The sequence below is a fragment of the Streptomyces sp. NPDC107765 genome (genome assembly GCF_055657085.1).
Genome location: NZ_JBVKBL010000017.1, coordinates 1 through 22,243, shown reverse-complemented (window position 1 = coordinate 22,243; position 22,243 = coordinate 1). Strand labels below are relative to the sequence as shown.

The 22,243-nt window shown below is 71.7% G+C and carries 17 protein-coding genes; 14 read left to right on the top strand and 3 right to left on the bottom strand.

Translation table 11 applies throughout. From position 1 onward, the window contains the following. The first annotated feature begins 13 nt into the window (after positions 1–13). The 6 genes from ACZ7MX_RS32350 (at position 14) to ACZ7MX_RS32325 (ending at position 7,952) form a co-directional block, all read left to right on the top strand. Complete coding sequence (locus ACZ7MX_RS32350; RefSeq protein ID WP_472137507.1) at positions 14–190, top strand: MafI family immunity protein; 177 nt, start codon at positions 14–16, stop codon at positions 188–190. A gap of 393 nt (positions 191–583) precedes the next feature. Continuing rightward, positions 584–2,944 carry an MMPL family transporter gene (locus tag ACZ7MX_RS32345; RefSeq protein ID WP_472137278.1) on the top strand — a complete coding sequence of 787 codons (2,361 nt, stop codon included), beginning with the start codon at positions 584–586 and terminating at the stop codon, positions 2,942–2,944. Positions 2,945–3,016: 72 nt separating this feature from the next. Continuing rightward, a complete protein-coding gene (locus ACZ7MX_RS32340; RefSeq protein WP_472137276.1) occupies positions 3,017–3,643 on the top strand; it encodes a hypothetical protein in 627 nt (208 codons plus the stop codon). A 309-nt stretch (positions 3,644–3,952) separates the two neighbouring features. Further along, positions 3,953–4,153 carry a hypothetical protein gene (locus ACZ7MX_RS32335; RefSeq protein ID WP_472137274.1) on the top strand — a complete coding sequence of 67 codons (201 nt, stop codon included), beginning with the start codon at positions 3,953–3,955 and terminating at the stop codon, positions 4,151–4,153. A 124-nt stretch (positions 4,154–4,277) separates the two neighbouring features. Further along, positions 4,278–7,364 (top strand): helix-turn-helix transcriptional regulator, encoded by a 3,087-nt coding sequence (locus ACZ7MX_RS32330; protein ID WP_472137505.1) that lies wholly within the window; start codon positions 4,278–4,280, stop codon positions 7,362–7,364. Positions 7,365–7,472: 108 nt separating this feature from the next. Then, positions 7,473–7,952 carry a hypothetical protein gene (locus tag ACZ7MX_RS32325; RefSeq protein WP_472137272.1) on the top strand — a complete coding sequence of 160 codons (480 nt, stop codon included), beginning with the start codon at positions 7,473–7,475 and terminating at the stop codon, positions 7,950–7,952. On the opposite strand, the gene ACZ7MX_RS32320 is transcribed toward ACZ7MX_RS32325, so the two are convergent. The 3 genes from ACZ7MX_RS32320 to ACZ7MX_RS32310 form a co-directional block, all read right to left on the bottom strand. After that, a complete protein-coding gene (locus ACZ7MX_RS32320) occupies positions 7,945–8,124 on the bottom strand; it encodes a DUF6191 domain-containing protein (protein WP_030412850.1) in 180 nt (59 codons plus the stop codon). The genes ACZ7MX_RS32325 and ACZ7MX_RS32320 overlap by 8 nt on opposite strands. Positions 8,125–8,210: 86 nt before the next feature. Continuing rightward, positions 8,211–9,395 carry a PQQ-dependent sugar dehydrogenase gene (locus tag ACZ7MX_RS32315; protein WP_472137270.1) on the bottom strand — a complete coding sequence of 395 codons (1,185 nt, stop codon included), beginning with the start codon at positions 9,393–9,395 and terminating at the stop codon, positions 8,211–8,213. Positions 9,396–9,490: 95 nt separating this feature from the next. Then, positions 9,491–10,522 (bottom strand): aldo/keto reductase, encoded by a 1,032-nt coding sequence (locus tag ACZ7MX_RS32310; RefSeq protein WP_472137268.1) that lies wholly within the window; start codon positions 10,520–10,522, stop codon positions 9,491–9,493. 89 nt (positions 10,523–10,611) lie between these two features. Between ACZ7MX_RS32310 and ACZ7MX_RS32305 the strand changes: the two genes are divergently transcribed. From ACZ7MX_RS32305 to ACZ7MX_RS32270, 8 genes are all read left to right on the top strand, one after another. Next, on the top strand, positions 10,612–11,574 hold the full coding sequence (locus tag ACZ7MX_RS32305) for a 2-hydroxyacid dehydrogenase (protein WP_472137266.1): 963 nt from the start codon (positions 10,612–10,614) through the stop codon (positions 11,572–11,574). 305 nt (positions 11,575–11,879) lie between these two features. Continuing rightward, positions 11,880–14,795, top strand: a complete 2,916-nt coding sequence (locus ACZ7MX_RS32300; protein WP_472137265.1) for a putative bifunctional diguanylate cyclase/phosphodiesterase — start codon at positions 11,880–11,882, stop codon at positions 14,793–14,795. 208 nt (positions 14,796–15,003) lie between these two features. Continuing rightward, positions 15,004–16,872: an acetolactate synthase large subunit gene (locus ACZ7MX_RS32295; protein WP_472137263.1), complete on the top strand. Its 1,869-nt coding sequence runs from the start codon at positions 15,004–15,006 to the stop codon at positions 16,870–16,872. A 28-nt stretch (positions 16,873–16,900) separates the two neighbouring features. Continuing rightward, entirely contained in the window at positions 16,901–17,425 is a 525-nt protein-coding gene (ilvN, locus tag ACZ7MX_RS32290; protein ID WP_030816355.1) for an acetolactate synthase small subunit, read from the top strand. Between the two features lie 110 nt (positions 17,426–17,535). After that, a complete protein-coding gene (ilvC, locus tag ACZ7MX_RS32285; protein ID WP_030412856.1) occupies positions 17,536–18,534 on the top strand; it encodes a ketol-acid reductoisomerase in 999 nt (332 codons plus the stop codon). Between the two features lie 270 nt (positions 18,535–18,804). Beyond that, entirely contained in the window at positions 18,805–20,397 is a 1,593-nt protein-coding gene (gene serA, locus ACZ7MX_RS32280) for a phosphoglycerate dehydrogenase (protein ID WP_472137261.1), read from the top strand. A 294-nt stretch (positions 20,398–20,691) separates the two neighbouring features. Continuing rightward, positions 20,692–21,360, top strand: coding sequence for a PRC-barrel domain-containing protein (locus ACZ7MX_RS32275; RefSeq protein ID WP_472137259.1), 669 nt, complete (start codon positions 20,692–20,694; stop codon positions 21,358–21,360). Between the two features lie 146 nt (positions 21,361–21,506). Further along, positions 21,507–22,103, top strand: coding sequence for a TetR/AcrR family transcriptional regulator (locus ACZ7MX_RS32270; protein WP_472137258.1), 597 nt, complete (start codon positions 21,507–21,509; stop codon positions 22,101–22,103). Positions 22,104–22,243 lie beyond the last annotated feature (140 nt).

The following is a 22,243-nucleotide window of genomic DNA, read 5'->3' as shown; positions in this document are numbered from 1 at the left end:
TCTTCTTAGCTACGTGATAGCGGGAGAATTTTCGCTTGCGATCGAATTTCTTTGCAATCGACTCTATGAGAACGACATTCAAATCACAAGGGCCTACTTCGATGAGCTGAAGTCCGCCTATGACTACGTCGGGGTGCCTGGTGAGCACCTCGAGCTGGCTGAAGAGTGCATCTCTGGTTCGAGCGTATAGATCGCTCGACCGGCCAGGCCCTGGAAGGTGGGTTGCGCCTTCAGCGTCGGTGCCCGCCATGGCTGAATCCATGCCGTACTGGAAATCGTTACGGAGGTGGCGGCCCCCGCAGGCTTTTCGGATTGAGTCGAGCTGAAATTGAGGCGTTATGGGGAGGGGTGCGCTGTTTATTGTCTGGAATTAGAGACTGTCCGAGGTATCCGAATCGGCTCTCGCGTTTGTGATGAACCCCACAAAGCGGTCAAACGATCTTTTCCGGGTGTCACCCTGCTCCGATGGGGCCCCGGCGGCGTGCCAAACAGGCGCGTGGGGGCTCTTCGTCCCCGTTCATCGCGCTCGGCACCACCCGTACCCGGGAGATTTCGACGCACAACCCGGGAAGCGATCAACGTTGTGACCGCTCTGGCTCGGTGGTGTCTCAGGCGCCGCATCGTGGTGATCGTTCTTTGGCTTGCCGTGTTTGTGGGCGTGGGTGTGGCCGCCGGGGTGAGTGGGGCCGCGTACTCCACTGACTACGAGGTGCCGGGGACCGAGTCCGGGCGGGCGACCGCGCTGGTGGAGAAGGCGTTTCCGGGGGAGACCGGGGACAGCGACATCATCGTGTGGCACACCGATCACGGGACCGTGCGGGCCGGTGCGGTGGAGAAGACCATGCGGCAGACCCTGGAGCGGGTTGACGGGCTGCCCGGGGTTGCCGAGGTGCACAGTCCGTACGGGAAGCACGAGCGGGGAGCGCAATCCCAAGGAGCGAAATCCCAGGGAGCGCAAGCCCCTGGGGCGCGGCAGGTCAGTGGGAACGGGCGGACCGCCTACGCCTCGCTCCAGTTCGCGCGGTCGACCGATGAGCTGGATGCGGCGCAGGTCCGCAAGGTCGTCGAGGTCGCGCGGTCCGCGAGTGGGCACGGGCTCCAGGTCGAGTTGGGCGGGGCCGGGGTCGCCGTGACCGAGGCGCCGCGGGCGCAGTTGCCGGAGCTGATCGGGCTGGGGGCGGCGGCTGTGGTGCTGTTCCTGGCGTTCGGCTCGCTGGCGGCGACCTTCCTGCCGATCGTCACTGCGGTGGCTGCGGTGGGTACCGCCTCGGCCGGGATCGCGTTGCTCAGTCATGCCATGGCCGTTGCCGACTTCGCGCCGATGCTCGGGAGCCTGATCGGGCTCGGGGTGGGGATCGATTACGCGTTGTTCATCGTGACGCGGCACAGGAAGGGGCTCAGGGCGGGACTGTCGGTCGAAGAAGCGGCTGAGGGGGCCGTGGCGTCGTCCGGGCGGGCGGTGGTGTTCGCCGGGGCGACCGTGTGCATCGCGTTGCTGGGCATGCTCATCCTGCGGCTCAGCTTCCTGAACGGGGTGGCGCTGGCTGCTTCGCTCACCGTCGTGCTGACCGTGGCCGCGTCCGTGACCCTGTTGCCGGCCCTGCTGGGGCTGATCGGGATGCGGGCGCTCGGGCGGCGGGAGCGGCGGAGGCTGGCCGGGGAAGGGGCACGGACCGAGCGGCCCGCGGGGGTTGCCGCGCGGTGGTCCGGCTTCGTCGAGCGGCACCCCAAGCTGCTGGGCACGATCGCGGCCGCCGTCATGCTCACCCTCGCGCTGCCCACGTTCGGGCTCCGTCTCGGGACCTCCGACCAGGGCAACAATCCGGCCACCTCGACGACCCGCAAGGCGTACGACCTGATGGCGCGGGGAGGGGCTGGTGACGGGCCCAGGGGTGGCTTCGGGCCAGGGGCCAATGGGCCGTTGACGCTGGTCGGCACACTGGACGGCGCCAAGGACCGGATCGCCTTCGACAAGCTGCCGCGCCAACTGCACAGCGCCCCCGGGGTGGCCCAGGTCAGCGGGCCGGAATTCGACGGGAGTCGCAGCACCGGGGTACTGACCGTCATTCCGGACAGTTCTCCGCAATCCCGGCAGACCTCCGACCTGGTCGCCAGGCTGCGCACCGACGTCCTGCCGGCGGCCGAGCGCGGCACCACCATGCGGGTGGCGGTCGGCGGGGTCACCGCGAGCTATGACGACTTCGCGTCGGTGATCGTCGGCAAGCTGCCGCTGTTCATCGGTGTCGTGATTGCGCTCGGGTCGGTGCTGTTGTTGCTCGCTTTTCGTTCGCTCGCGGTGCCGTTCAAGGCCGCGCTGATGAACGTTGCGGCCGTGGCGGCGTCCTTCGGGGTCGTCGTCGCGATCTTCCAGTGGGGGTGGGGGAGTGAGCAGCTGGGGCTGGGCAGCGCGGGGCCGATCGAGCCGTTCCTGCCGGTGATCATGGTGTCGGTGCTCTTCGGGCTGTCCATGGACTACCAGGTGTTCCTGGTGTCGCGGATGTATGAGGAGTGGCAGCTGACCGGGGACAACCGCCGGGCCGTGCGGGTGGGCCTGGCGGAGACCAGTCGGGTGATCAACTCGGCGGCGGTCATCATGATCGCGGTGTTCGCGGCCTTCGTGCTGAGCGGTGACCGGACGATCGCGATGTTCGGGATCGGGCTGGCGTCCGCCGTCGCCCTGGACGCGTTCGTGCTGCGCACGCTGCTGGTGCCGGCGCTGATGCACATGCTGGGCGGCGCCAACTGGTGGCTGCCGTCCTGGCTGGCGCGGTGGCTGCCCCGGATCAGCATCGAACCACCTATGGGGCAGGCGGGCGGAATGTCTGGGTTGTCCGACGTTCCGGGGTCCGCCGACGTCCCGGGGGCCTCCGGCATCCCGAGGTCCTCCGACACGCCGGGCCCGCCCGGGCCCCGGGACGGCGAGCGGCCGCTGGTGGGGACGTAGGGAAGGCCCCCGGCCTCCCCGTCCGCCGCCGTTCTCATCTCACTCTCAGACACGGCCCCTACGGTCGCGCCCATGGGTACGACCAGGACGACCGACACGACCGACACGACCGACAGCACCGCCACCACCGAGAAGCGGACCGACGACGAGACCGTGCCGGCGCAGGCCGTCGCCACGGAGAAGAAGACGGGCGCCGCGGCCGCCCCTGGGGCTGCCGATGAGGGCACCGACCACATCGAGGACATCGAGGACGCTGACCAGGGCCATGACCAGGACGAGGACCTGGACGCCCCCGCACCGCCCAGCACCACCGGCGTAGCCGCCGGAGCCGGTGCAGTCGTCGCCGCCGGGCTCGGCCTGGCCTCCGTCACCGGCACCTGGCTCGGCACGCTGATGGCCGAGCGGCAGACGCTGATGGGGCAGATCAACCTCCAGGCCGGTAAGGCCACCGACCAGATCTCCGCCATGTACGGGACGCCCTGGCACACGACCGCCCTGGTCAACGGCGTCTTCGCGGTGCTGGCGGCGCTGGTCGCCGCGGTGGTGCTGACCCGGCCGCGCGCCGCTACCTGGGTGCGGGCGGTTGCCTGGGGCGGACTGGCCCTCGGCGTGCTCGGGCTGCTGATCTCCGCGGGCATGTACCTCGACCTGTTCGCGAGCATGCCCACCATTCCGAAGGGCACCCGGCCCGGCGCCTGAGCCTGCCCAGCAGGAGCAGGCTGCTCGCATCCCTAAGACCCCCTGTCGCTAAGGCCCCTGTGCCTTAGGCACTCACCCCGGTGCCTAAGGCACAGGGGCCTTACTGCTGTCCGAGGTAGGGACGGGCGGTGCCCTGCGCACCGCCCGTACGCCGTTTCCCGGGCGCGGGCCGTATTTCCTAAGCACCCCGGCGCCCGAAGATCGGGCAGTCTCCCGATGTGGCGGGACCCCCTTGGAGACGAGGCTTGAGCACGTCAACGAGCCCGCACCACCGGGGCTCAACCAGCCCACGCCACAAGGGAGAACGAGATGCACAGCTTCGAACTGGAGCTCCGGGTCCGGCAGGACGAGCTGCACCGCGAGGCCGCCCGGCAGCGTCTGGCGCGCGAGGCGATCGAAGGGCGCCGGGCCGCGCGTGCGGCCGCCGCCCGCTCCGGGAGCGACGAACCCGAGGGGCGGGTGAGTAGCAGCCGGGCCCGGCGGTGGCGGGTACGCCGTGCCACCGCCTGAGCCGGCCGGGCGGGGCGGGTACGCCGTGCCACTGCTGGAGCCGGCCGGCACCCGGCCCCGCTCCGCCCCACCCGCCGTCCAGCACCCGATCAAGCCCCCTGCCGCAATGTCAGACCTCTGTGCGATGCTCAAGCGCGTGGAGACCAGGTCCGTCAGTCCCGTGTTCGTCGGTCGAGCGCCCGAGCTCGCCGCGCTCGATGACGCGCTCGCCCGCGTCGCGGCGTCCGGCGAGCCGCAGGCCCTGCTGATCGGGGGCGAGGCCGGGGTCGGAAAGACCCGGCTGATCGAGGAGTTCGGCGAGGCCGCGCGGGCCCGGGGCGCGCTGGTCGCGCTCGGCGGTTGTATCGAGATCGGCTCGGAGGGGCTGCCCTTCGCGCCGTTCTCCGCGATCCTGCGCACCCTCAACTGGCATCTGCGGGACGAGCTCGCCGCGGCGGTCGCCGGCCAGGAGGGCGAACTCTCCCGCATCCTGCCCGAATTGGGGGAGACACCCGGTGAGACGCACGGGGAGGAGATCGGCCGGGCCCGGCTCTTCGAGCTGACCGCCCGCCTCCTGGAGCGCCTCGCCGCGGAGCGCACGCTCGTCATCGTCATCGAGGACCTCCACTGGGCCGACCGCTCCACCCGCGAACTCCTCGCCTACCTCCTGCGGGCGCTGCACGACGCCGGCGTCCTGTTGGTGGCGACGTACCGCTCCGACGACATCCACCGCCGCCACCCGTTGCGCCCGTTCCTCGCCGAGATCGACCGGATGCGCACGGTCCGGCGGGTCGAGCTGGACCGCTTCAACCGCGAGGAGGTCCGCTCCCAGCTCGCCGGCATCAACGGCAGCGCACCGGAGGAGAGCACCCTCGACCGGGTCTTCAAGCGCTCGGAGGGCAACGCCTTCTTCGTCGAGGAGCTGGCCCGCAGCCTCGCCGACGGCTGTCTGCACGGCCTCAGCGACCCGCTGCGCGATCTGCTGCTGGTGCGCGTCGAGGCGCTGCCCGAGGACGCCCAGCGGGTGGTCCGTACGGCCGCCGAGGGCGGCTCCACGGTCGAACACGAACTCCTCTCCGCCGTCTGCCAGATGCCCGAGGACGACCTCATCGAGGCGCTGCGGGCCGCCGTCGGCAGCAACACCCTCGTCCCCACCGACGACGGCACGGGCTACCGCTTCCGGCACGCCCTGGTCCGCGAGGCCGTCGTCGACGACCTGCTGCCCGGCGAGCGCACCCGCCTCAACCGCCGCTACGCCCAGGCCCTGGAGGCCAACCCCTCCCTGGTCCGCGCCGATGCCTGCGCGACCCGGCTGGCCAGCTACTGGTACAAGGCCCATGACGCCGCCAAGGCGCTGCCCGCCGTCCTCGCCGCCTCCGTGCAGGCCCGCCGCCGCCATGCCTACGCCGAGCAACTGCGGCTGCTGGACCGGGCGCTGGAGCTGTGGGACGACGCGCCGCCCGAGGTCCGTCAGGGAGTGCGCCCGGTCGACTACGCCGAGGCGTACCCGGCCTGCGGCTGCGACGACGATTCGCTGCGCTTCCTGGACCTGCTCGCCGAGATCGCGGTGGCCGCCCGGCTGTCCGGCGACAGCGAACGCGCCTTCACGATCACCAAGCGCGCCCTGCGCTCCCTCCGCGACGGGAACGACCCCCTTCGCACGGCCTGGTTCCTGGTGCAGCGTTCCCGGCTCTGCCAGGGCACCGGCCGCGGGAACGGCTGGGAGGACCTCGGCAGGGCCCAGGAGCTGATGCGCGGCCTGCCGCCGTCGTCCGTGCACGCCGAGGTGACGGCCGCCGTCGCCAGCTGGGCGGTGCTGCACGAACCGGGCCCGGGCACCTTCGCCACCGCCGAACGCGCCGTGGAACTCGCCCAGTTGGTCGGTGACGAAGAGGCCGAGCTGAATTCCCGGCTGACCCTGGCCGGGCTGCGGACCGACTCCGGCGAGGTCGACGAGGGCCTCGCCGACCTCCGGGCCGCCCTCGACCGCGCCGTCGAACGCGGCTACTTCACCGCCATCGGCCGCGGCCACGTCAACCTCCCGTCCTTCCTGGAGGGCGTCGGCCGCTCCCGAGAGGCCGTCGAGGTCACCGAGCAGGGCATCGAACTCACCACCCACTACGGCCTCAAGGACAAGACCTGCTGGGTGATGGCCAACCGCGCCGAATCACTCCAGTCGCTGGGCCGCTGGGAAGAGGCGCTCCAGGCCGCGGCCGACTCCCGCCGGCTCGCCCAGAACGCCCGCTCGATCGCCCTGGCCGCCAACCGCCGCACGGACCTCGCCCTCGGCATGGGCGACTTCGACGCCGCCGAGCGCGAACTGGCCGTCGCCCGCGAGCACTACGGCACCCACGACCCCCAGCCGCAGCACGCCATCCCGCTCGCCCAGCACGCCCTGCGGATCGCCGCCCACCAGGGCCGCCTCCTGGACGCCCGGGCCATCCTCACCGAAACCCTGGACGCCGGACTGCCGCCCGGTATCCAGCGCTACGCCTGGCCCCTGCTGTGGTGGGCCACCGCCGCCGAGTCGGACGCCCGCGGACTGCCCGCCGCCGGGCCCGGCCGGGCCGCCGTCCTGGCCCGCATCCGCGACGCCGCCAAGAAGCTGGCCCGGGCCTGCCCGATATGGGAGGCGTACGCGGTCGCCGTCGAGGCCGAGCTCCGCCGCGCCGAGGGCCGCGAGACCCCCGACCACTGGGCGGCGGCGGTCGCCGCCTTCGAGCCGCTGGAGCGCCCGTACGAGCTCGCCCGGGCCTGCTACCGCTGGGCGGAGTCACTGCTGCACGGCACCGAGCGGGCCACCGCCGGACTGGACGGCCGCACCCCGCGCGAGGCCGCCGTCCTGCTGATCACCCAGGCGCACACCGCCGCCACGACCCTTGGCGCCCGCCCGCTCGCCGAAGAACTCGCCCTGCTCGCCCAGCGCGCCCGCATCCCGCTGCCCGGGCTGATACCGGCGGCGGACACAGCGGCCGCCGGCGCCGGGAACGGGGCACCCGCCGACCCCGCGCCCGCCGAATCCCTCGGCCTGACCCCGCGCGAGCGCGACGTACTGCGTCTGGTCGCCGAGGGCCGCAGCAACCGCCAGATAGCCGACGCGCTGTTCATCTCCCCGAAGACGGCCAGCGTCCATGTCTCCAACATCCTCGCCAAGCTGGGCGTCTCCGGCCGCGGCGAGGCCGGCGCGGTGGCCCACCGGCTGCGCCTGTTCGGCGAACCGGCGGTGTCCTGAGCCGGCCGGCAGCCGTGCCCGGCCCCTCGTCGCGGGCCCGGTGACCCGCTGGGATACTCCGGGTGCGGATGCCGGCAGGCGGCGGCGCGTTCGGGACACGGGGACGGCATGGGGAAGTCACGCGCCGTGCTGCGGCGGGGGCTTGTGTTCGGGCTGCGGGCCGGGGCGGTCCCGGCGGGCGTCTGCGCCGTGCTGTGGAGGGTCACCATGGTGACGTGGTACCTCTACGGCCCGGGTGACAGCACGCTGGAGGACCCGGCACTGACCGCGGTCGCCGTGCTGGGTTCGCTTGCCGTGGGCGTCCTGATCGGCGCGGCCCTCGGCCTCGTACTGGCCTACGCCCCGCTCCGGCTGGTCGCCTCCGGGCCGCTGCGGGCGCTGGTGTGCTTCCTGCTCGGCGGCACGCTGTCCTCCGGAGAGGTCGTGGTGATGACCGAGGCGACCGACGGCGGCTACGGGCCGATATGCGTGGCCCTGCTCGCCATGCCGGTGGTCGGTGCGGTCGCCGCAGCCCGCAGCCGGGACATCGCCGCGGGGCGGATCGGCGCCACGGCGCCGATCCGCCCCGCGGGCAGGCCCCTTACGTAGCGCGGCCGCCGGCCCGTCCCGTGCGGATGACGACGGTCCCCGAGGAGAGGTCTATCGGGCCCTTCCCCGGGTCGCCGTCACCGATGTCGTCGACGACCAGCGACATCTTCTGCCGTTCCTCGTCGGTGTGCTTACGGCCCGGCGCGAACAGTTCTTCCACGATGTTGAACACGGTGCCTGTCCCCTCTTCGGCGTGACGCGCACCCGTCCCCTGCCACCCGAGTGTAGGCAGGACACACGAAAAGGGGACCAGAAGGATCAGCTCACCTTGAGGCGGAGAATCCGGTCATCTCCCTTACGGGGCGTGCCGCGCCCGTCGGTGTTGCTGGTGACCAGCCACAACGTGCCGTCACCGGCCGCCACCACCGTCCGCAGCCGCCCGTAGGTGCCCTTGAGGAACGCCTGCGGGGCCGCCACCGGCTTCGTCCCGTTCAGCGGGATGCGCCACAGCCGCTCACCGCGCAGCGACGCCATCCAGAGGGAGCCCTTGGCGTACGCGATGCCGCTGGGCGAGGCGTCGTCGGTCTTCCACACCTCGACCGGGTCGGCGTAATCCGGGCCGCCCTGGCCGGACTTGGCCTTGCCCTCGATCTCCGGCCAGCCGTAGTTCTTCCCCGGCTCGATGAGATTGAGCTCGTCCCAGGTGTGCTGCCCGAACTCCGAGGCCCAGAGCCGGTGCTCGGAGTCCCAGGCCAGCCCCTGCACATTGCGGTGGCCGTAGTCGTACACCACCGAATCGGCCGAGGGATTGCCGTGCGCCGGCTCGCCGTCCGGCGTCATCCGCAGGATCTTGCCGCCCAGCGAGCTCTTGTCCTGCGCCAGCCCGGTGTCACCGGTCTCGCCGGTGCCGGCGTAGAGCATCTTGTCCGGGCCGAACGCGATCCGCCCGCCGTTGTGGATCTCGCCCTTGGGGATGCCCCGCAGGATCGTGTCGGGCGCGCCCAGCTGGTCGCCCGGCGGGCGCTTGTCGTCGTAGATCATGCGGGCGATGCGGTTGTCGGACGCGGTGGTGAAGTACGCGTAGACCTGGCGGTCGGTGCCGAAGTCCGAGGACACCGCGAGGCCGAGCAGCCCGCCCTCGCCGCCCGGGGCCACGCCCGGCACCGAGCCCAGCTCGGTGGTCTTCCCGCTGTCCACGGCGATCCGGACGATCTTGCCGGTGTCCCGCGAACCGACGAGCAGGTCCCCGCCCGGCAGCACCGCCACGCCCCACGGCGACTTCAGCCCGGTGGTCAGCGTCTTCGTCACCTTCACCGAGCCCTTGGCGGCCGGCGCCGCGGGTGACGGGGTGGCGCCCGGCGAGGTGGCACGGGCCGAGGCGCCGGGGCTCTTCGCCGTGGCGGGGGCACCCCCGCCGGGGGGCTGCGCGCCACCGTTCGAACAACCCGCTGCCAGAAGCAGCGAAGCGGCGGCCAACACGGCGGTCTGGGAACGGCGTTGCACGGCAGGGGTCCTCTCGTCGTCCGGGCGAGCACAAGAACACCACATCGGGCCGCCGGACGCGGCACACCGGCGCGCACGCCCGGCCGGCCGACGGGCTACCAGGACTGCCGGGCCGGCGGCAGCGCGGTGATCTCCGTCAGATCCTCGCGGCCGAGCACCAGATCGGCCGCCTTGGCGTTCTGCGCGGCCCAGCGCTCCTTCTTCGTACCGGGCACGGGAACGACATGACGGCCCTGGGCCAGCACCCACGCCAGGGCCACCTGTCCCGGCGTCGCGCCGTACCGGGCGCCGACCCGCCGCAGCCCGGCCACCAGCGGCTGGTTCGCGGCCATCATCTCGGCCGTGAAGCGCGGATGGCGGGCCCGCAGGTCCTCCCGTTCGAATCCCTGCCCCGGGGTGAGCGTGCCGGTCAGATAGCCGTTGCCCAGCGGCATCGCCGCCAGGAAGCCCACCCCGCGCGACTCGCACCACGGCAGCAGCGCCTCCAGCGCCTGGCGCGACCACACCGACAGCTCGGCCTGCACACTGCTGACCGGGAACACCTGCTGGATGCGCTCCAGTTGGGCCAGCGTGCCGTCGTGCGTCCGGGACCGCGGCCGGGCCCCGGCCGGCCGCCGCTCCGCACGGGCCGCGCGGGGCTGCCGCACCGCCCGCGCGCCCACCGCGCACAGCCCCAGCGACCGCACCTTCCCGGCCGCCACCAGCTCCGCCATCGCCCCCCAGGTCTCCTCGATGGGCACCTCGGGATCGGCCCGGTGCAGCTGATAGAGGTCGATCCGGTCCGTCTGCAGCCGGCGCAGCGAGGCGTCACAGGCGCGTTTGACGTAACCGGGCCGCCCGTTGGCGACGATGTGCTGCTCGCCCACGAGCAGCCCGACCTTGGTCGAGACGAACGCGTCCCGCCGGCGCTCCCTCAAAGCCCGTCCCACCAACAGCTCGTTGGTGAACGGTCCGTACATGTCGGCGGTGTCCAGCAGGCTGCAACCACGGTCCAGCGCGGTGTGCAGGGCCCGCAGGGACCCCTCCCCGTTGCGCTGCGACTCGGTGTACCCCCAGCTCATCGGCATACAGCCGAGACCCACGGCGCCCACTTCCAGAGCCGCCGCACCGATTGTCCTGCGCTCCACCTGGTTGTGCCTCCGTCCCCTCGCCCCCGATCAAGGGCACGGACCAAACTAACGTCTGAGCAGAACATCCCTTCGCATAGCCTCGGGCCATGGCAACCGCAGACCAGCGCACCGAACCGAACGACGTCTGGCTCCCGATCCCGCCCGACGAGATCGAGGGCCTGCCCGGCGGCCTCCACTACGTCCACTGGGACGCCGGCCCCGAGTACCCGGCCGATCCGGCCCGGTGCGTCTTCTACGCCGTCCCCTACATGAAGGGCGCGGAGGCCAGCCTGCGGCCGCTGGCCCGCATGGACCGGGTGCGGGTGGTGCAGACCCTCACCGCCGGCATCGAGCACATGCTGCCCGGGCTGCCGCGGATGCCGGCCGGGGCCCAGCTGTGCAACGCCCGCGGACTGCACGACGCCAGCACCGCCGAACTCGCGCTCACCTTGATACTGGCGGCGCTGCGCGACGTCCCCGGCTTCGTCCGGGCCCAGGACGCGGGGGAGTGGCGGCCGGGCTTCCGGCCTGCCCTCGCCGACAAGTCGGTCCTCATTGTGGGCTATGGTTCGATCGGCAGTGCCATCGAAGACCGGCTCACGCCTTTCGAATGTGCGCGGGTGGTGCGCGTCGCACGCACCGCGCGTGACACAGTGCGCGGCCCCGTGCACCCACTCTCCGACCTGTCCGCCCTCCTGCCCGACGCGGACGTCGTCGTCCTCGCCACTCCGCTCACCGACGAGACCCGTGGCCTGGTCGGACGCGATTTCCTGGCGCGGATGAAGGAGGGCGCACTCCTCGTGAACATCGCGCGCGGGGCCATCGTCGACACCGAGGCACTGCTCGCCGAGCTCGAATCCGGGCGGCTGCGCGCGGCGCTCGACGTCACCGATCCCGAACCCCTGCCCGCCGGGCATCCGCTGTGGCACGCTCCGGGCGTGCTCATCACTCCACACGTCGGTGGTCCCAGCTCTGCTTTCCTGCCCCGTGCGAAGCGGCTGCTGCGGGACCAGTTGGCGCTTTTCGCGGCCGGCGAACCCCTGCGGAACGTCGTCGCGACCGCCGACTGAAACGGGGCGCGGATGGCGCTACGGGGCCGTACGACTGCGGTGGGTATTCACCACCCCGCACGCCGTCACGCTCCGTAGATACCCTATGTCGCTGAGTGACGGAACTGGTGTATCGTCCGAGCGGGGACGGCGCCGGGACAGCCGCGGCGCGATGCGAGATCCGGAACGCAAGGGGGGCGACGGGCGATGTACGGACGATGGACGATCCGCAAGAGGCGGGATCCACGGGCGCCCGCGGGGACGCGGCGGGGCCACCGGGCGCCCCGCGCGAGGCGCCGTCCGGCGCGGGACCACGGGAGAGTGCGGTGAGCGCCCCCGGGGCGATGCTCTCCAGGCCACCGACACCGGCCGGCGGTCCGCCGAGCCCGGTGCCGCAGGTCGTCCTGGCCGTGGTCTGCGGCGGCTACGCCCTCGGAGCCGCCTTCGGCTGGGGATCCACCGAAGTCGCCCTGTTCATGGGGGACTTCGGACTCAGCTTCGCGGCCCTGGTCGCGGCCGTCTCGTGCGGTCTGTACGCCCGCCGGCACCGCAGCCGGCTCCGGCCGGCCTGGATGCTGTTCGCCGCCTCCTCGGGGATGGCCGGCATCGGCAACGGCGTATGGGGCTGGTACGAGGTCATCCTGGGCACGACCGTCCCCAGCCCCTCGCCGGCCGACTTCTGCTTCCTGCTGTTCGCGCCGCCGGCCATCGTCGGCCTGCTGGTGCTCGCCAAGCGCCCGGTGAGCCGGGCCGGCTGGGTCTGCCTGGGCCTGGACTCCTGGCTGATCGCCGGCTCGCTGCTCACCCTCTCCTGGAGCCTCGCGCTCGCGCACACCGCCCACTTCCAGGGCCGCAGCGTGGCGCAGAGCGCCCTGTCGCTGGCCTACCCACTCCTGGACATCGTGCTCGTCAGCATGGTCCTGGTCCTGCACTTCCGGCGCTCCTCGGTGCACCGCTCGGCCGTCAACACCGCCATCGCCGCGCTCGCGCTGACGGTGCTGTGCGACGCCCTGTTCAGCTCCCCGCTGCTGCGCGAGCACTACCGCTCCGGGCAGATCCTGGACGCCGGGTGGTTCGCCGGTTCGATGCTGCTCGCATACGCGCCCTGGGTCGCCCGCCGGGCCGAGGAGGAGGAGCCGGACGAGGCGGCCGAGCCCGCCGCGGTCCGCCTCCCGCACGGCAGCCGTCCGCTCGCCGGCTCGCTCGCCGCGCTCACCCCGTACCTCGCCGCCGCGGTCTGCACCCTGGGCATCCTCACCAACGTTCTCGACGGGCGGCGGCTCGACCGCGTGGTGCTCTTCACCGGCTGCACGGTCGTGCTCGCCCTGGTCGTCCGCCAGGGCATCATGCTGCTCGACAACATCACCCTGACCCATGAACTCGCCCAGAAGGAGAACCACTTCCGCTCCCTGGTGCAGGGCTCCAGCGACGTCATCATGATCGCCGCGCCGTCCGGCGTGCTGCGCTACGTCAGCCCGGCCGCCGCCGGCGTCTACGGCCGCGACGCGGAGGAACTGATCGGCTCCGAACTCGCGACGCTGATCCACCCCGAGGACCTCGGCCGGGTGGTGCACGAGGTCCGCCGGTTCCTCGCCGCCGATCCGCAGGACGAGCCGACCACCCGCATCGAATGCCGCTTCCGGGCCGGCGGACGGCGCTCCGGCGTCGACGGCTGGCTGAACGTCGAGTCCACGGTCAACCGCCACCACGGCGGCCTGATCTTCAACTCCCGCGACGTCACCGAACGCGTCCGGCTCCAGGCCCAGCTCCAGCACAACGCCTCGCACGACGCGCTCACCGACCTGCCCAACCGCGCGCTGTTCACCGAACGCGTCACCCAGGCCGTCACCGGCCGGCGGGCCAGCGACCACGACACCGCCGTGCTCTACATCGACCTCGACGGCTTCAAGCAGGTCAACGACACCATCGGCCACCAGGCCGGCGACGAACTGCTGATCCAGGCCGCCCGCCGGCTCGCCGAATCGGTCCGCGCCGGCGACATAGCGGCCCGGCTGGGCGGCGACGAGTTCGCCGCGCTGATCACCGGCGACGGCACCCGCGACCGCGCGGCCCGCGAGTTCCGCATCCACGAGATCGCCGACCGGCTGCGCATCAAGCTCTCCGAGCCGTACCGCATCGACGGCCGGGACGTCCGCGTGGCGGCCAGCATCGGCGTCGCCTTCGCCGAACCGGGCGTCACCCCCGCCGGTCTGCTCCGCAACGCCGACCTCGCCATGTACCGCGCCAAGCAGGCCGGCAAGGGCCGGGTCGAGCTCTACGCCCCGCAGATGCAGGACGAGGTCGCGCACCGCGCCGAGCTCGCCTCCAAGCTCCGCACGGCCCTCAGCGAAGGCGAATTCGCGCTGCTGCACCAGCCCGTCGTCGACCTGGCCACCGGGCGGGTCACCGCGGTCGCCGCGCACGCCCGCTGGCGCTCCGCCGAGGGCATCCTGTTCACCCCCGCCGAATTCCTCCGGGTCGGCGACCGCGGCCGGTACACCGACGACGGCGACCGCGCCGCGGAACTCGACCGCTGGCAGCTGGAGGAGGCCGTCCGGCAGGCCGCCGCACGCCACCGCGCCGGCCACCAGATCCCGGTCGCGGTCCGGCTCTCCGCCCGTCGGCTGCTGGACCGCGCGCTGGCCCCCAAGGGCGTCGAAGCGCTCCTCACCCGGCACGGCCTGCCCGCCCGGGAGCTCGTCCTGGAACTGTCCGAAAGCGACTCCCGGATCCCGCTGGACGACCTGGAGCGCCGACTGGCCGCACTGCGCCGGCTCGGCGTACGGATCGCCCTCGACGGCTTCGGCAGCGGGTACGCCGCGATCACCGCGCTGCGCCGGCTGCCCGTCGACGTCCTGCGGCTGGACCGCGGCCTGGTCGACGGCGTGGTGGAGTCCTCCCGGCTGCACAAGATCACCGCCGGGCTGCTGCGGATCGCCGGTGACCTGGGCATGCAGACCGTCGCGGACGGCGTCGACCTGCCCGAACAGGTCCTGGCCCTGCGCTCGATGGGCTGCACGCACGGCATGGGCCTGGCCTTCTCCGGCCCGCTCGACGAACACCGGCTGCGCCGGGCGCTCACCCGCACCGGTTACCCCGTTCCCGACCACGCGGGGCAGGGGCGCGCGGTGGTGCTCAGCGGCAGCGGAGTGCCCGCCCGACGTGGGGGTCTGACCGGTCCGGAGACCATGGCGCATCCCCCATTGCGCTCAAATAGTGAGACCTCCGTCCCACCCACTTGACACTCGGTGCACGAGAGGGGGAGGGTCAGTGCCATGCGCACCCGAATTCTCGTACTTGGAAAGCGCGTCGGCTGAAGCTGGGCCCCTACGCCGCCCGGCAGACCGCACCGACGCGCTCCCCTCGCTTGCCACCCGGCACGAGGGGTTTTTTGTTGCACAGCAACCTCACAAATCCCGTCAAAACCCTCAGCTTCGAGAAGAGACGCAGATGACCGAGCAGGCCTCCGGGGCCCACCATCCGCAGCCGCGGGCCCGTAACGCCGGCGGACCGCAGCCGTCCGCCACCGTCGAGCACGTCACGGGCGCGCAGTCCCTCATCCGTGCGCTGGAGGAGGTCGGGGCCGACACCGTGTTCGGCATCCCCGGCGGTGCGATCCTGCCGGCGTACGACCCGATGATGGACTCCTCGAAGGTCCGGCACATCCTCGTCCGCCACGAGCAGGGCGCCGGGCACGCCGCCACGGGATACGCGCAGGCCACCGGCAAGGTCGGGGTCTGCATGGCCACCTCGGGCCCGGGTGCCACCAACCTCGTCACCCCGATCGCGGACGCCCACATGGACTCCGTCCCGCTGGTCGCGATCACCGGTCAGGTCGCGTCGAAGGCGATCGGCACCGACGCCTTCCAGGAGGCGGACATCTGCGGCATCACGATGCCGATCACCAAGCACAACTTCCTGGTCACCGACCCGGCCGAGATCCCCAAGACGATCGCCGAGGCGTTCCACATCGCGTCCACCGGCCGTCCCGGCCCGGTCCTGGTCGACATCGCCAAGGACGCCCTGCAGGCACAGACCACCTTCAGCTGGCCGCCGCACACCGACCTGCCCGGCTACCGCCCGGTGACCAAGCCGCACGCCAAGCAGATCCGCGAGGCCGCCCGGCTGATCGCCGAGTCCAAGCGCCCGGTGCTCTACGTCGGCGGCGGCGTCCTCAAGGCCGGTGCCACCGCCGAGCTGAAGGTGCTCGCCGAGCTGACCGGCGCCCCGGTCACCACCACCCTGATGGCACTGGGCGCCTTCCCCGACAGCCACCCGCAGCACGTCGGCATGCCCGGCATGCACGGCTCGGTCACCGCGGTCACCGCGCTGCAGAAGGCCGACCTGCTGATCACCCTCGGCGCCCGCTTCGACGACCGGGTCACCGGAAAGCTGGACTCCTTCGCGCCGTACGCCAAGGTCGTGCACGCCGACATCGACCCGGCCGAGATCGGCAAGAACCGCGCCGCGGACGTCCCGATCGTCGGTGATGCCCGCGAGGTCATCGCCGACCTGATCGTGGCCGTCCAGGCCGAGCACGACGCCGGCCACAAGGGCGACTACAGCAGCTGGTGGAAGGACCTCAACCGCTGGCGGGAGACCTACCCGCTGGGCTACGAGCAGCCCGACGACGGCAGCCTGTCCCCGCAGCAGGTCATCGAGCGGATCGGCAAGCTCGCCCCCGCCGACACCATCTACGCCGCCGGCGTCGGCCAGCACCAGATGTGGGCCGCCCACTTCATCAACTACGAGCAGCCCGCCACCTGGCTCAACTCCGGCGGCGCCGGGACCATGGGCTACGCCGTGCCCGCCGCGATGGGCGCCAAGGCCGGCCGGCCGGACCGCACGGTCTGGGCGATCGACGGTGACGGCTGCTTCCAGATGACCAACCAGGAACTGGTCACCTGCGCGCTCAACAACATCCCGATCAAGGTCGCCATCATCAACAACGGCGCGCTGGGCATGGTCCGCCAGTGGCAGACCCTCTTCTACAACCAGCGCTACTCCAACACCGTGCTGCACAGCGGCCCCGACGAGCTGACCAGCGGCGCCGGCAAGCCCTCGGCGGGCACCCGCATCCCGGACTTCGTCAAGCTCTCCGAGGCCATGGGCTGCGTGGCGCTGCGCTGCGAGGACCCGGCCGACCTCGACAAGGTCATCGAAGAGGCCAATGCCATCAACGACCGCCCGGTCGTGATCGACTTCATCGTCCACGAGGACGCCCAGGTGTGGCCGATGGTCGCCGCCGGCACCTCCAACGACGAGGTCATGGCCGCCCGCGGCGTGCGTCCCGACTTCGGCGACAACGAAGACGACTGAGACGACGAAGAGCGAAAGAGAGAAGACCATGTCCAAGCACACGCTCTCCGTCCTGGTGGAGAACACCCCCGGCATCCTCGCCCGGATCGCCGCGCTGTTCTCCCGCCGCGGCTTCAACATCGACTCGCTCGCCGTCGGGGTCACCGAACACCCCGACATCTCCCGCATCACCATCGTGGTCAGCGTCGAGTCGCTGCCCCTGGAGCAGGTCACCAAGCAGCTCAACAAGCTCGTCAACGTCCTGAAGATCGTCGAGCTGGAGCCCGGCGCCGCGATCCAGCGCGAACTGGTCCTGGTGAAGGTCCGCGCGGACAACGAGACCCGCTCGCAGATCGTCGAGATCGTCCAGCTCTTCCGAGCCAAGACCGTCGACGTCTCGCCCGAGGCCGTCACCATCGAGGCCACCGGATCCAGTGAAAAGCTGGAGGCGATGCTGAAGATGCTGGAGCCGTTCGGCATCAAGGAACTGGTGCAGTCCGGCACGATCGCCATAGGCCGCGGCGCCCGCTCCATCACGGACCGCTCGCTGCGCGCGCTGGACCGTTCGGCCTGACCCGCCCGTCCGCCGCGGCCCGACCGGACCGTATGGCGAGACCCACCGACCTTCCCCACCCCGCCCGACGTACTGTGTGGGCACCCGCTAGATCCAAGGAGAAACCCGAAGTGGCCGAGCTGTTCTACGACGACGACGCCGACCTGTCCATCATCCAGAACCGCAAGGTCGCGGTGATCGGCTACGGAAGCCAGGGCCACGCCCACGCGCTGTCCCTGCGCGACTCGGGCGTCGACGTGCGCGTCGGTCTGCACGAGGGCTCCAAGTCCAAGGCCAAGGCCGAGGAGCAGGGCCTGCGCGTGGTCACCCCGGCCGAGGCCGCCGCCGAGGCCGACGTCATCATGATCCTGGTGCCGGACCCGATCCAGGCCAAGGTCTACGAGGAGTCCATCAAGGACAACCTGAAGGACGGCGACGCGCTGTTCTTCGGCCACGGCTTCAACATCCGGTTCGGCTTCATCAAGGCCCCGGCCGGCGTGGACGTCTGCATGGTCGCCCCCAAGGGCCCGGGCCACCTGGTGCGCCGCCAGTACGAAGAGGGCCGCGGCGTGCCGTGCATCGCGGCCGTCGAGCAGGACGCGTCCGGCAACGCCTTCGCGCTGGCGCTCTCCTACGCCAAGGGCATCGGCGGCACCCGCGCCGGCGTCATCAAGACCACCTTCACCGAGGAGACCGAGACCGACCTGTTCGGTGAGCAGGCGGTGCTCTGCGGTGGCGCCTCCGCGCTGGTCAAGGCCGGCTTCGAGACCCTGGTCGAGGCGGGCTACCAGCCGGAGATCGCGTACTTCGAGTGCCTGCACGAGCTGAAGCTCATCGTGGACCTCATGTACGAGGGCGGCCTGGAGAAGATGCGCTGGTCGGTCTCCGAGACCGCCGAGTGGGGCGACTACGTCACCGGCCCGCGGGTCGTCACCGACGCCACCAAGGCCGAGATGAAGAAGGTCCTCGCCGAGATCCAGGACGGCACCTTCGCCAACAACTGGATGGCGGAGTACCAGGCCGGTCTGCCGAAGTACAACGAGTACAAGAAGGCCGACGAGGACCACCTGCTGGAGACCACCGGCAAGAAGCTGCGGAAGCTGATGAGCTGGGTCGACGACCAGGCGTGAGCCCGGTGGACAGGGGGTCGCGAAACACTCGCGGCCCCCTCGTCCGTAGGACCGGCCGCGCACGCCGCGGCGCCTTGTCCACCGCGTAGAACCACGCACGGGTGATCCTTCCGCAACGGCACAGGGCGCGCCCCCCACCGCCACTACACTGCCCATCACAAGCGCGTTCAGGCTCACAACGTCGTGCGTCTTCCACGCGGCTTTCCCCCTTCACCGCCTTCGGCCGTCGGGACGGCCGTCCGCGAAGGACTAGTGAGGACTGAAGACCACGTGAGCTCGAAACCTGTCGTACTGATCGCCGAAGAGCTGTCGCCCGCCACCGTCGACGCCCTCGGCCCGGACTTCGACATCCGGCACTGCAACGGCGCGGACCGTGCCGAGCTGCTCCCCGCCATCGTCGACGTCGACGCCATCCTGGTGCGCAGCGCCACGAAGGTGGACGCCGAGGCCATCGCCGCCGCCAAGAAGCTGAAGGTCGTCGCCCGCGCCGGCGTGGGCCTGGACAACGTCGACGTCTCCGCCGCCACCAAGGCCGGCGTGATGGTCGTCAACGCCCCGACCTCCAACATCGTCACCGCCGCCGAGCTCGCCTGCGGTCTGCTGGTCGCCACCGCGCGCAACATCCCGCAGGCCAACACCGCGCTCAAGAACGGCGAGTGGAAGCGCAGCAAGTACACCGGCGTCGAGCTCAGCGAGAAGACCCTCGGCGTGGTCGGCCTCGGCCGGATCGGCGTCCTGGTCGCCCAGCGGATGTCGGCGTTCGGCATGAAGGTCGTCGCCTACGACCCGTACGTCCAGCCGGCCCGCGCCGCGCAGATGGGCGTCAAGCTGCTGACCCTGGACGAGCTGCTGGAGGTCTCCGACTTCATCACCGTCCACCTCCCCAAGACGCCGGAGACCATCGGTCTCATCGGCGACGAGGCGCTGCACAAGGTCAAGCCGTCGGTCCGGATCGTCAACGCCGCACGCGGCGGGATCGTCGACGAGGCGGCGCTGGCCACCGCGCTCAAGGAGGGCCGGGTCGCCGGCGCGGGCCTGGACGTGTACGCCGTCGAGCCCTGCACCGACTCCCCGCTGTTCGAGTTCGACCAGGTCGTGTGCACCCCGCACCTGGGCGCCTCGACGGGTGAGGCGCAGGAGAAGGCCGGTATCGCGGTCGCCAAGTCGGTGCGGCTGGCGCTGGCCGGCGAGCTGGTGCCGGACGCGGTCAACGTCCAGGGCGGCGTGATCGCCGAGGACGTCAAGCCCGGGCTGCCGCTGGCCGAGCGGCTCGGCCGGATCTTCACCGCGCTGGCCGGCGAGGTGGCGATGCGGCTCGACGTCGAGGTGTACGGCGAGATCACCCAGCACGACGTCAAGGTGCTCGAACTCTCCGCGCTCAAGGGCGTGTTCGAGGACGTGGTGGACGAGACGGTGAGCTACGTCAACGCCCCGCTGTTCGCGCAGGAGCGCGGCGTCGAGGTGCGGCTGACGACCAGCAGCGAGTCGCCCGAGCACCGGAACGTGGTCACCGTGCGCGGCACGCTCGCCGGCGGCGAGGAGGTGTCGATCTCCGGCACGCTCGCCGGCCACAAGAACGTCCAGAAGATCGTGGCGGTCGGGGAGCACTCGATCGACCTCACGCTCGCCGACCACATGGCGTTCATGCGCTACACCGACCGCCCCGGCGTCGTCGGCACGGTCGGCCGCATCCTGGGCGAGGCGGGCATCAACATCGGCGGCATGCAGGTCTCCCGGGCCGACGTCGGCGGTGAGGCGCTGGTCGTGCTGACCGTCGACGACACCATTCCCGCGAACGTGCTCAACGAGATCTCCGAGGAGATCGGCGCGACGTCCGTGCGCGCGGTGAACCTCGGCCACTGACCGACGGTCTTCGCAGGTCAACGGGCCCGGCTCCCGCTTCGGCGGGGTCCGGGCCCGTTCGCGTGCCGGCATCGTACGGACGCCACGGGGCTGCGGCTCGTGCGGCTGACCGGTCCAGCATTCACCCGAATGGCGTAGCGACGGCGAGCCCGGGGGAGCCGCGAGGGGCTCCTGGGGCCGTCCGGCCGGGCACCTCCCGAGCTTTGCGAGCCTCCCGAGTCGCAACCCGGAAGCGGGCGTCGCGCAATGGGAACTGTGCGTGCCGCACCGGCGCGTGCGGAAGGAGCAGGACCCATGAACGCACCTCTGGGAGACACCCCGCAGACGCTGACCGGTTTGCACGTGGTCGACGCGAACGGCGCGAAGGTGGGCACGGTGCAGCAGGTCTACCGGGACGACGCCACCAACGAGCCCGAGTGGATCACCGTGCGCACCGGGCTGTTCGGCATGAAGGAGAGCTTCATCCCGCTCGCCGGGGCCCGCCGGACCGGCGACGAACTGCACGTTCCGCACACCAAGGAGACGATCAAGAAGGCCCCGCGGATCGACGCCGACGCCCACCTCGACCCGTCCGAAGAGACCGAGCTGTACCGCCACTACGGCCTGATCCGGCCGGTCGGCGCGGCGCCCACGGCCCGTCCGGACACGGACCTCACGGGCAGCCAGGGTGCGCCGGAGACCGCCCGCGGCGAGCCGGGTGGCACGGACGCGGTGCGGCCCGCCGCGCCGCGCCCCGAAGCGGAGGCCGGCGGCCCGGCACGGACGCCGGGCGAGCGCAACAAGCTCTTCGAACGGCCGATGGCCAGCGCCGGAGCGGGGGACCGCACCCGCGAAGCCCGTCCGGACGCCGACACCCGGCGCGACACGGAGCAGACGCCCGAGGCCACACCCCCTGAGGACCGGAAGCGGAGGGGTGCGGAGGGGCCCGGCACGGAGGGGCCCGGCACCGAGGGGCCCCGCTGAGCCGCGTTGGGGGTGCCTGCGCCTGGGGTCTCCCCCCGGGGGCCTCCGTCCGGGGGGCGTCCGAGGCCTGCGAGTCCGCGTGCGCGTAGACGTGCGTATAAGACACCTGTCTGGTACAGCCGTATGCCGGCGATTAGGCTGCCGCCATGGGACACCGTGAAGATCTTCTGGAAGGCGCCAAGCGCTGCCTGCTGGAGAAGGGGTACGCGCGCACCACCGCCCGCGACATCGTGGCCGCCTCCGGCGCCAACCTCGCCTCTATCGGCTACCACTACGGCTCCAAGGACGCCCTGATGCGCCAGGCGGTGATCGCGTCCAGCGAGGAGTGGGGCATGAGCATGGCCGAGGCACCGGCCGCCGCGGAGGGCGCCCGGACCTCCACCGATCCGCTGGAACGGTTCGCCGAGACCTGGGACCGGGTGCTCCAACACATCGCCACGGAACCGGAGTTCATCGCCGCCCAGGTCGAGGTGCTGGGGCTGCTCCCGCGCGACGAGGGCCTGCGGGAGGCGATTGGAGCCGTACTGCCGGAGGGCGGCGAGGGCCTGGTCGCCCTCTTCGAGGGCGTCCCCGACACGGAGGTCGACGCGGAGGCGGCCCGCATCGTCGGCTCCTTCTACCAGGCCCTCCTCACGGGCCTGATGGTCCAGTCCCTGGTCACGCCGGACGCGCTTCCCACGGGGCACGACCTGGCGGCGGCGTTGCGGCGAGTCACGACGGGGAGGGTTCTCGATCCCACGTAGCCGTTTGCTGCGCCTCCCACGTACCCGTCTGCTGCGCCGCGGGGCTGGGTCGCCGTTGCGCTTTGCGGCGCCCCCGCACGTACCCGTCTCTCGCGCCGCGGGGCGTCTCGCCGTTGCGCCTGCGGCGGGCTGGGTTTGTG

Coding starts and splice junctions, on each gene's coding strand:
- ACZ7MX_RS32305 (WP_472137266.1), top strand. CDS start 10,612: ATGGCAACCGCAGACCAGCGCACCGAACCGAACGACGTCTGGCTCCCG.
- ACZ7MX_RS32340 (WP_472137276.1), top strand. CDS start 3,017: ATGGGTACGACCAGGACGACCGACACGACCGACACGACCGACAGCACC.
- ACZ7MX_RS32275 (WP_472137259.1), top strand. CDS start 20,692: ATGAACGCACCTCTGGGAGACACCCCGCAGACGCTGACCGGTTTGCAC.
- ACZ7MX_RS32270 (WP_472137258.1), top strand. CDS start 21,507: ATGGGACACCGTGAAGATCTTCTGGAAGGCGCCAAGCGCTGCCTGCTG.
- ACZ7MX_RS32335 (WP_472137274.1), top strand. CDS start 3,953: ATGCACAGCTTCGAACTGGAGCTCCGGGTCCGGCAGGACGAGCTGCAC.
- ilvN (WP_030816355.1), top strand. CDS start 16,901: ATGTCCAAGCACACGCTCTCCGTCCTGGTGGAGAACACCCCCGGCATC.
- ACZ7MX_RS32325 (WP_472137272.1), top strand. CDS start 7,473: ATGGGGAAGTCACGCGCCGTGCTGCGGCGGGGGCTTGTGTTCGGGCTG.
- ACZ7MX_RS32330 (WP_472137505.1), top strand. CDS start 4,278: ATGCTCAAGCGCGTGGAGACCAGGTCCGTCAGTCCCGTGTTCGTCGGT.
- ACZ7MX_RS32295 (WP_472137263.1), top strand. CDS start 15,004: ATGACCGAGCAGGCCTCCGGGGCCCACCATCCGCAGCCGCGGGCCCGT.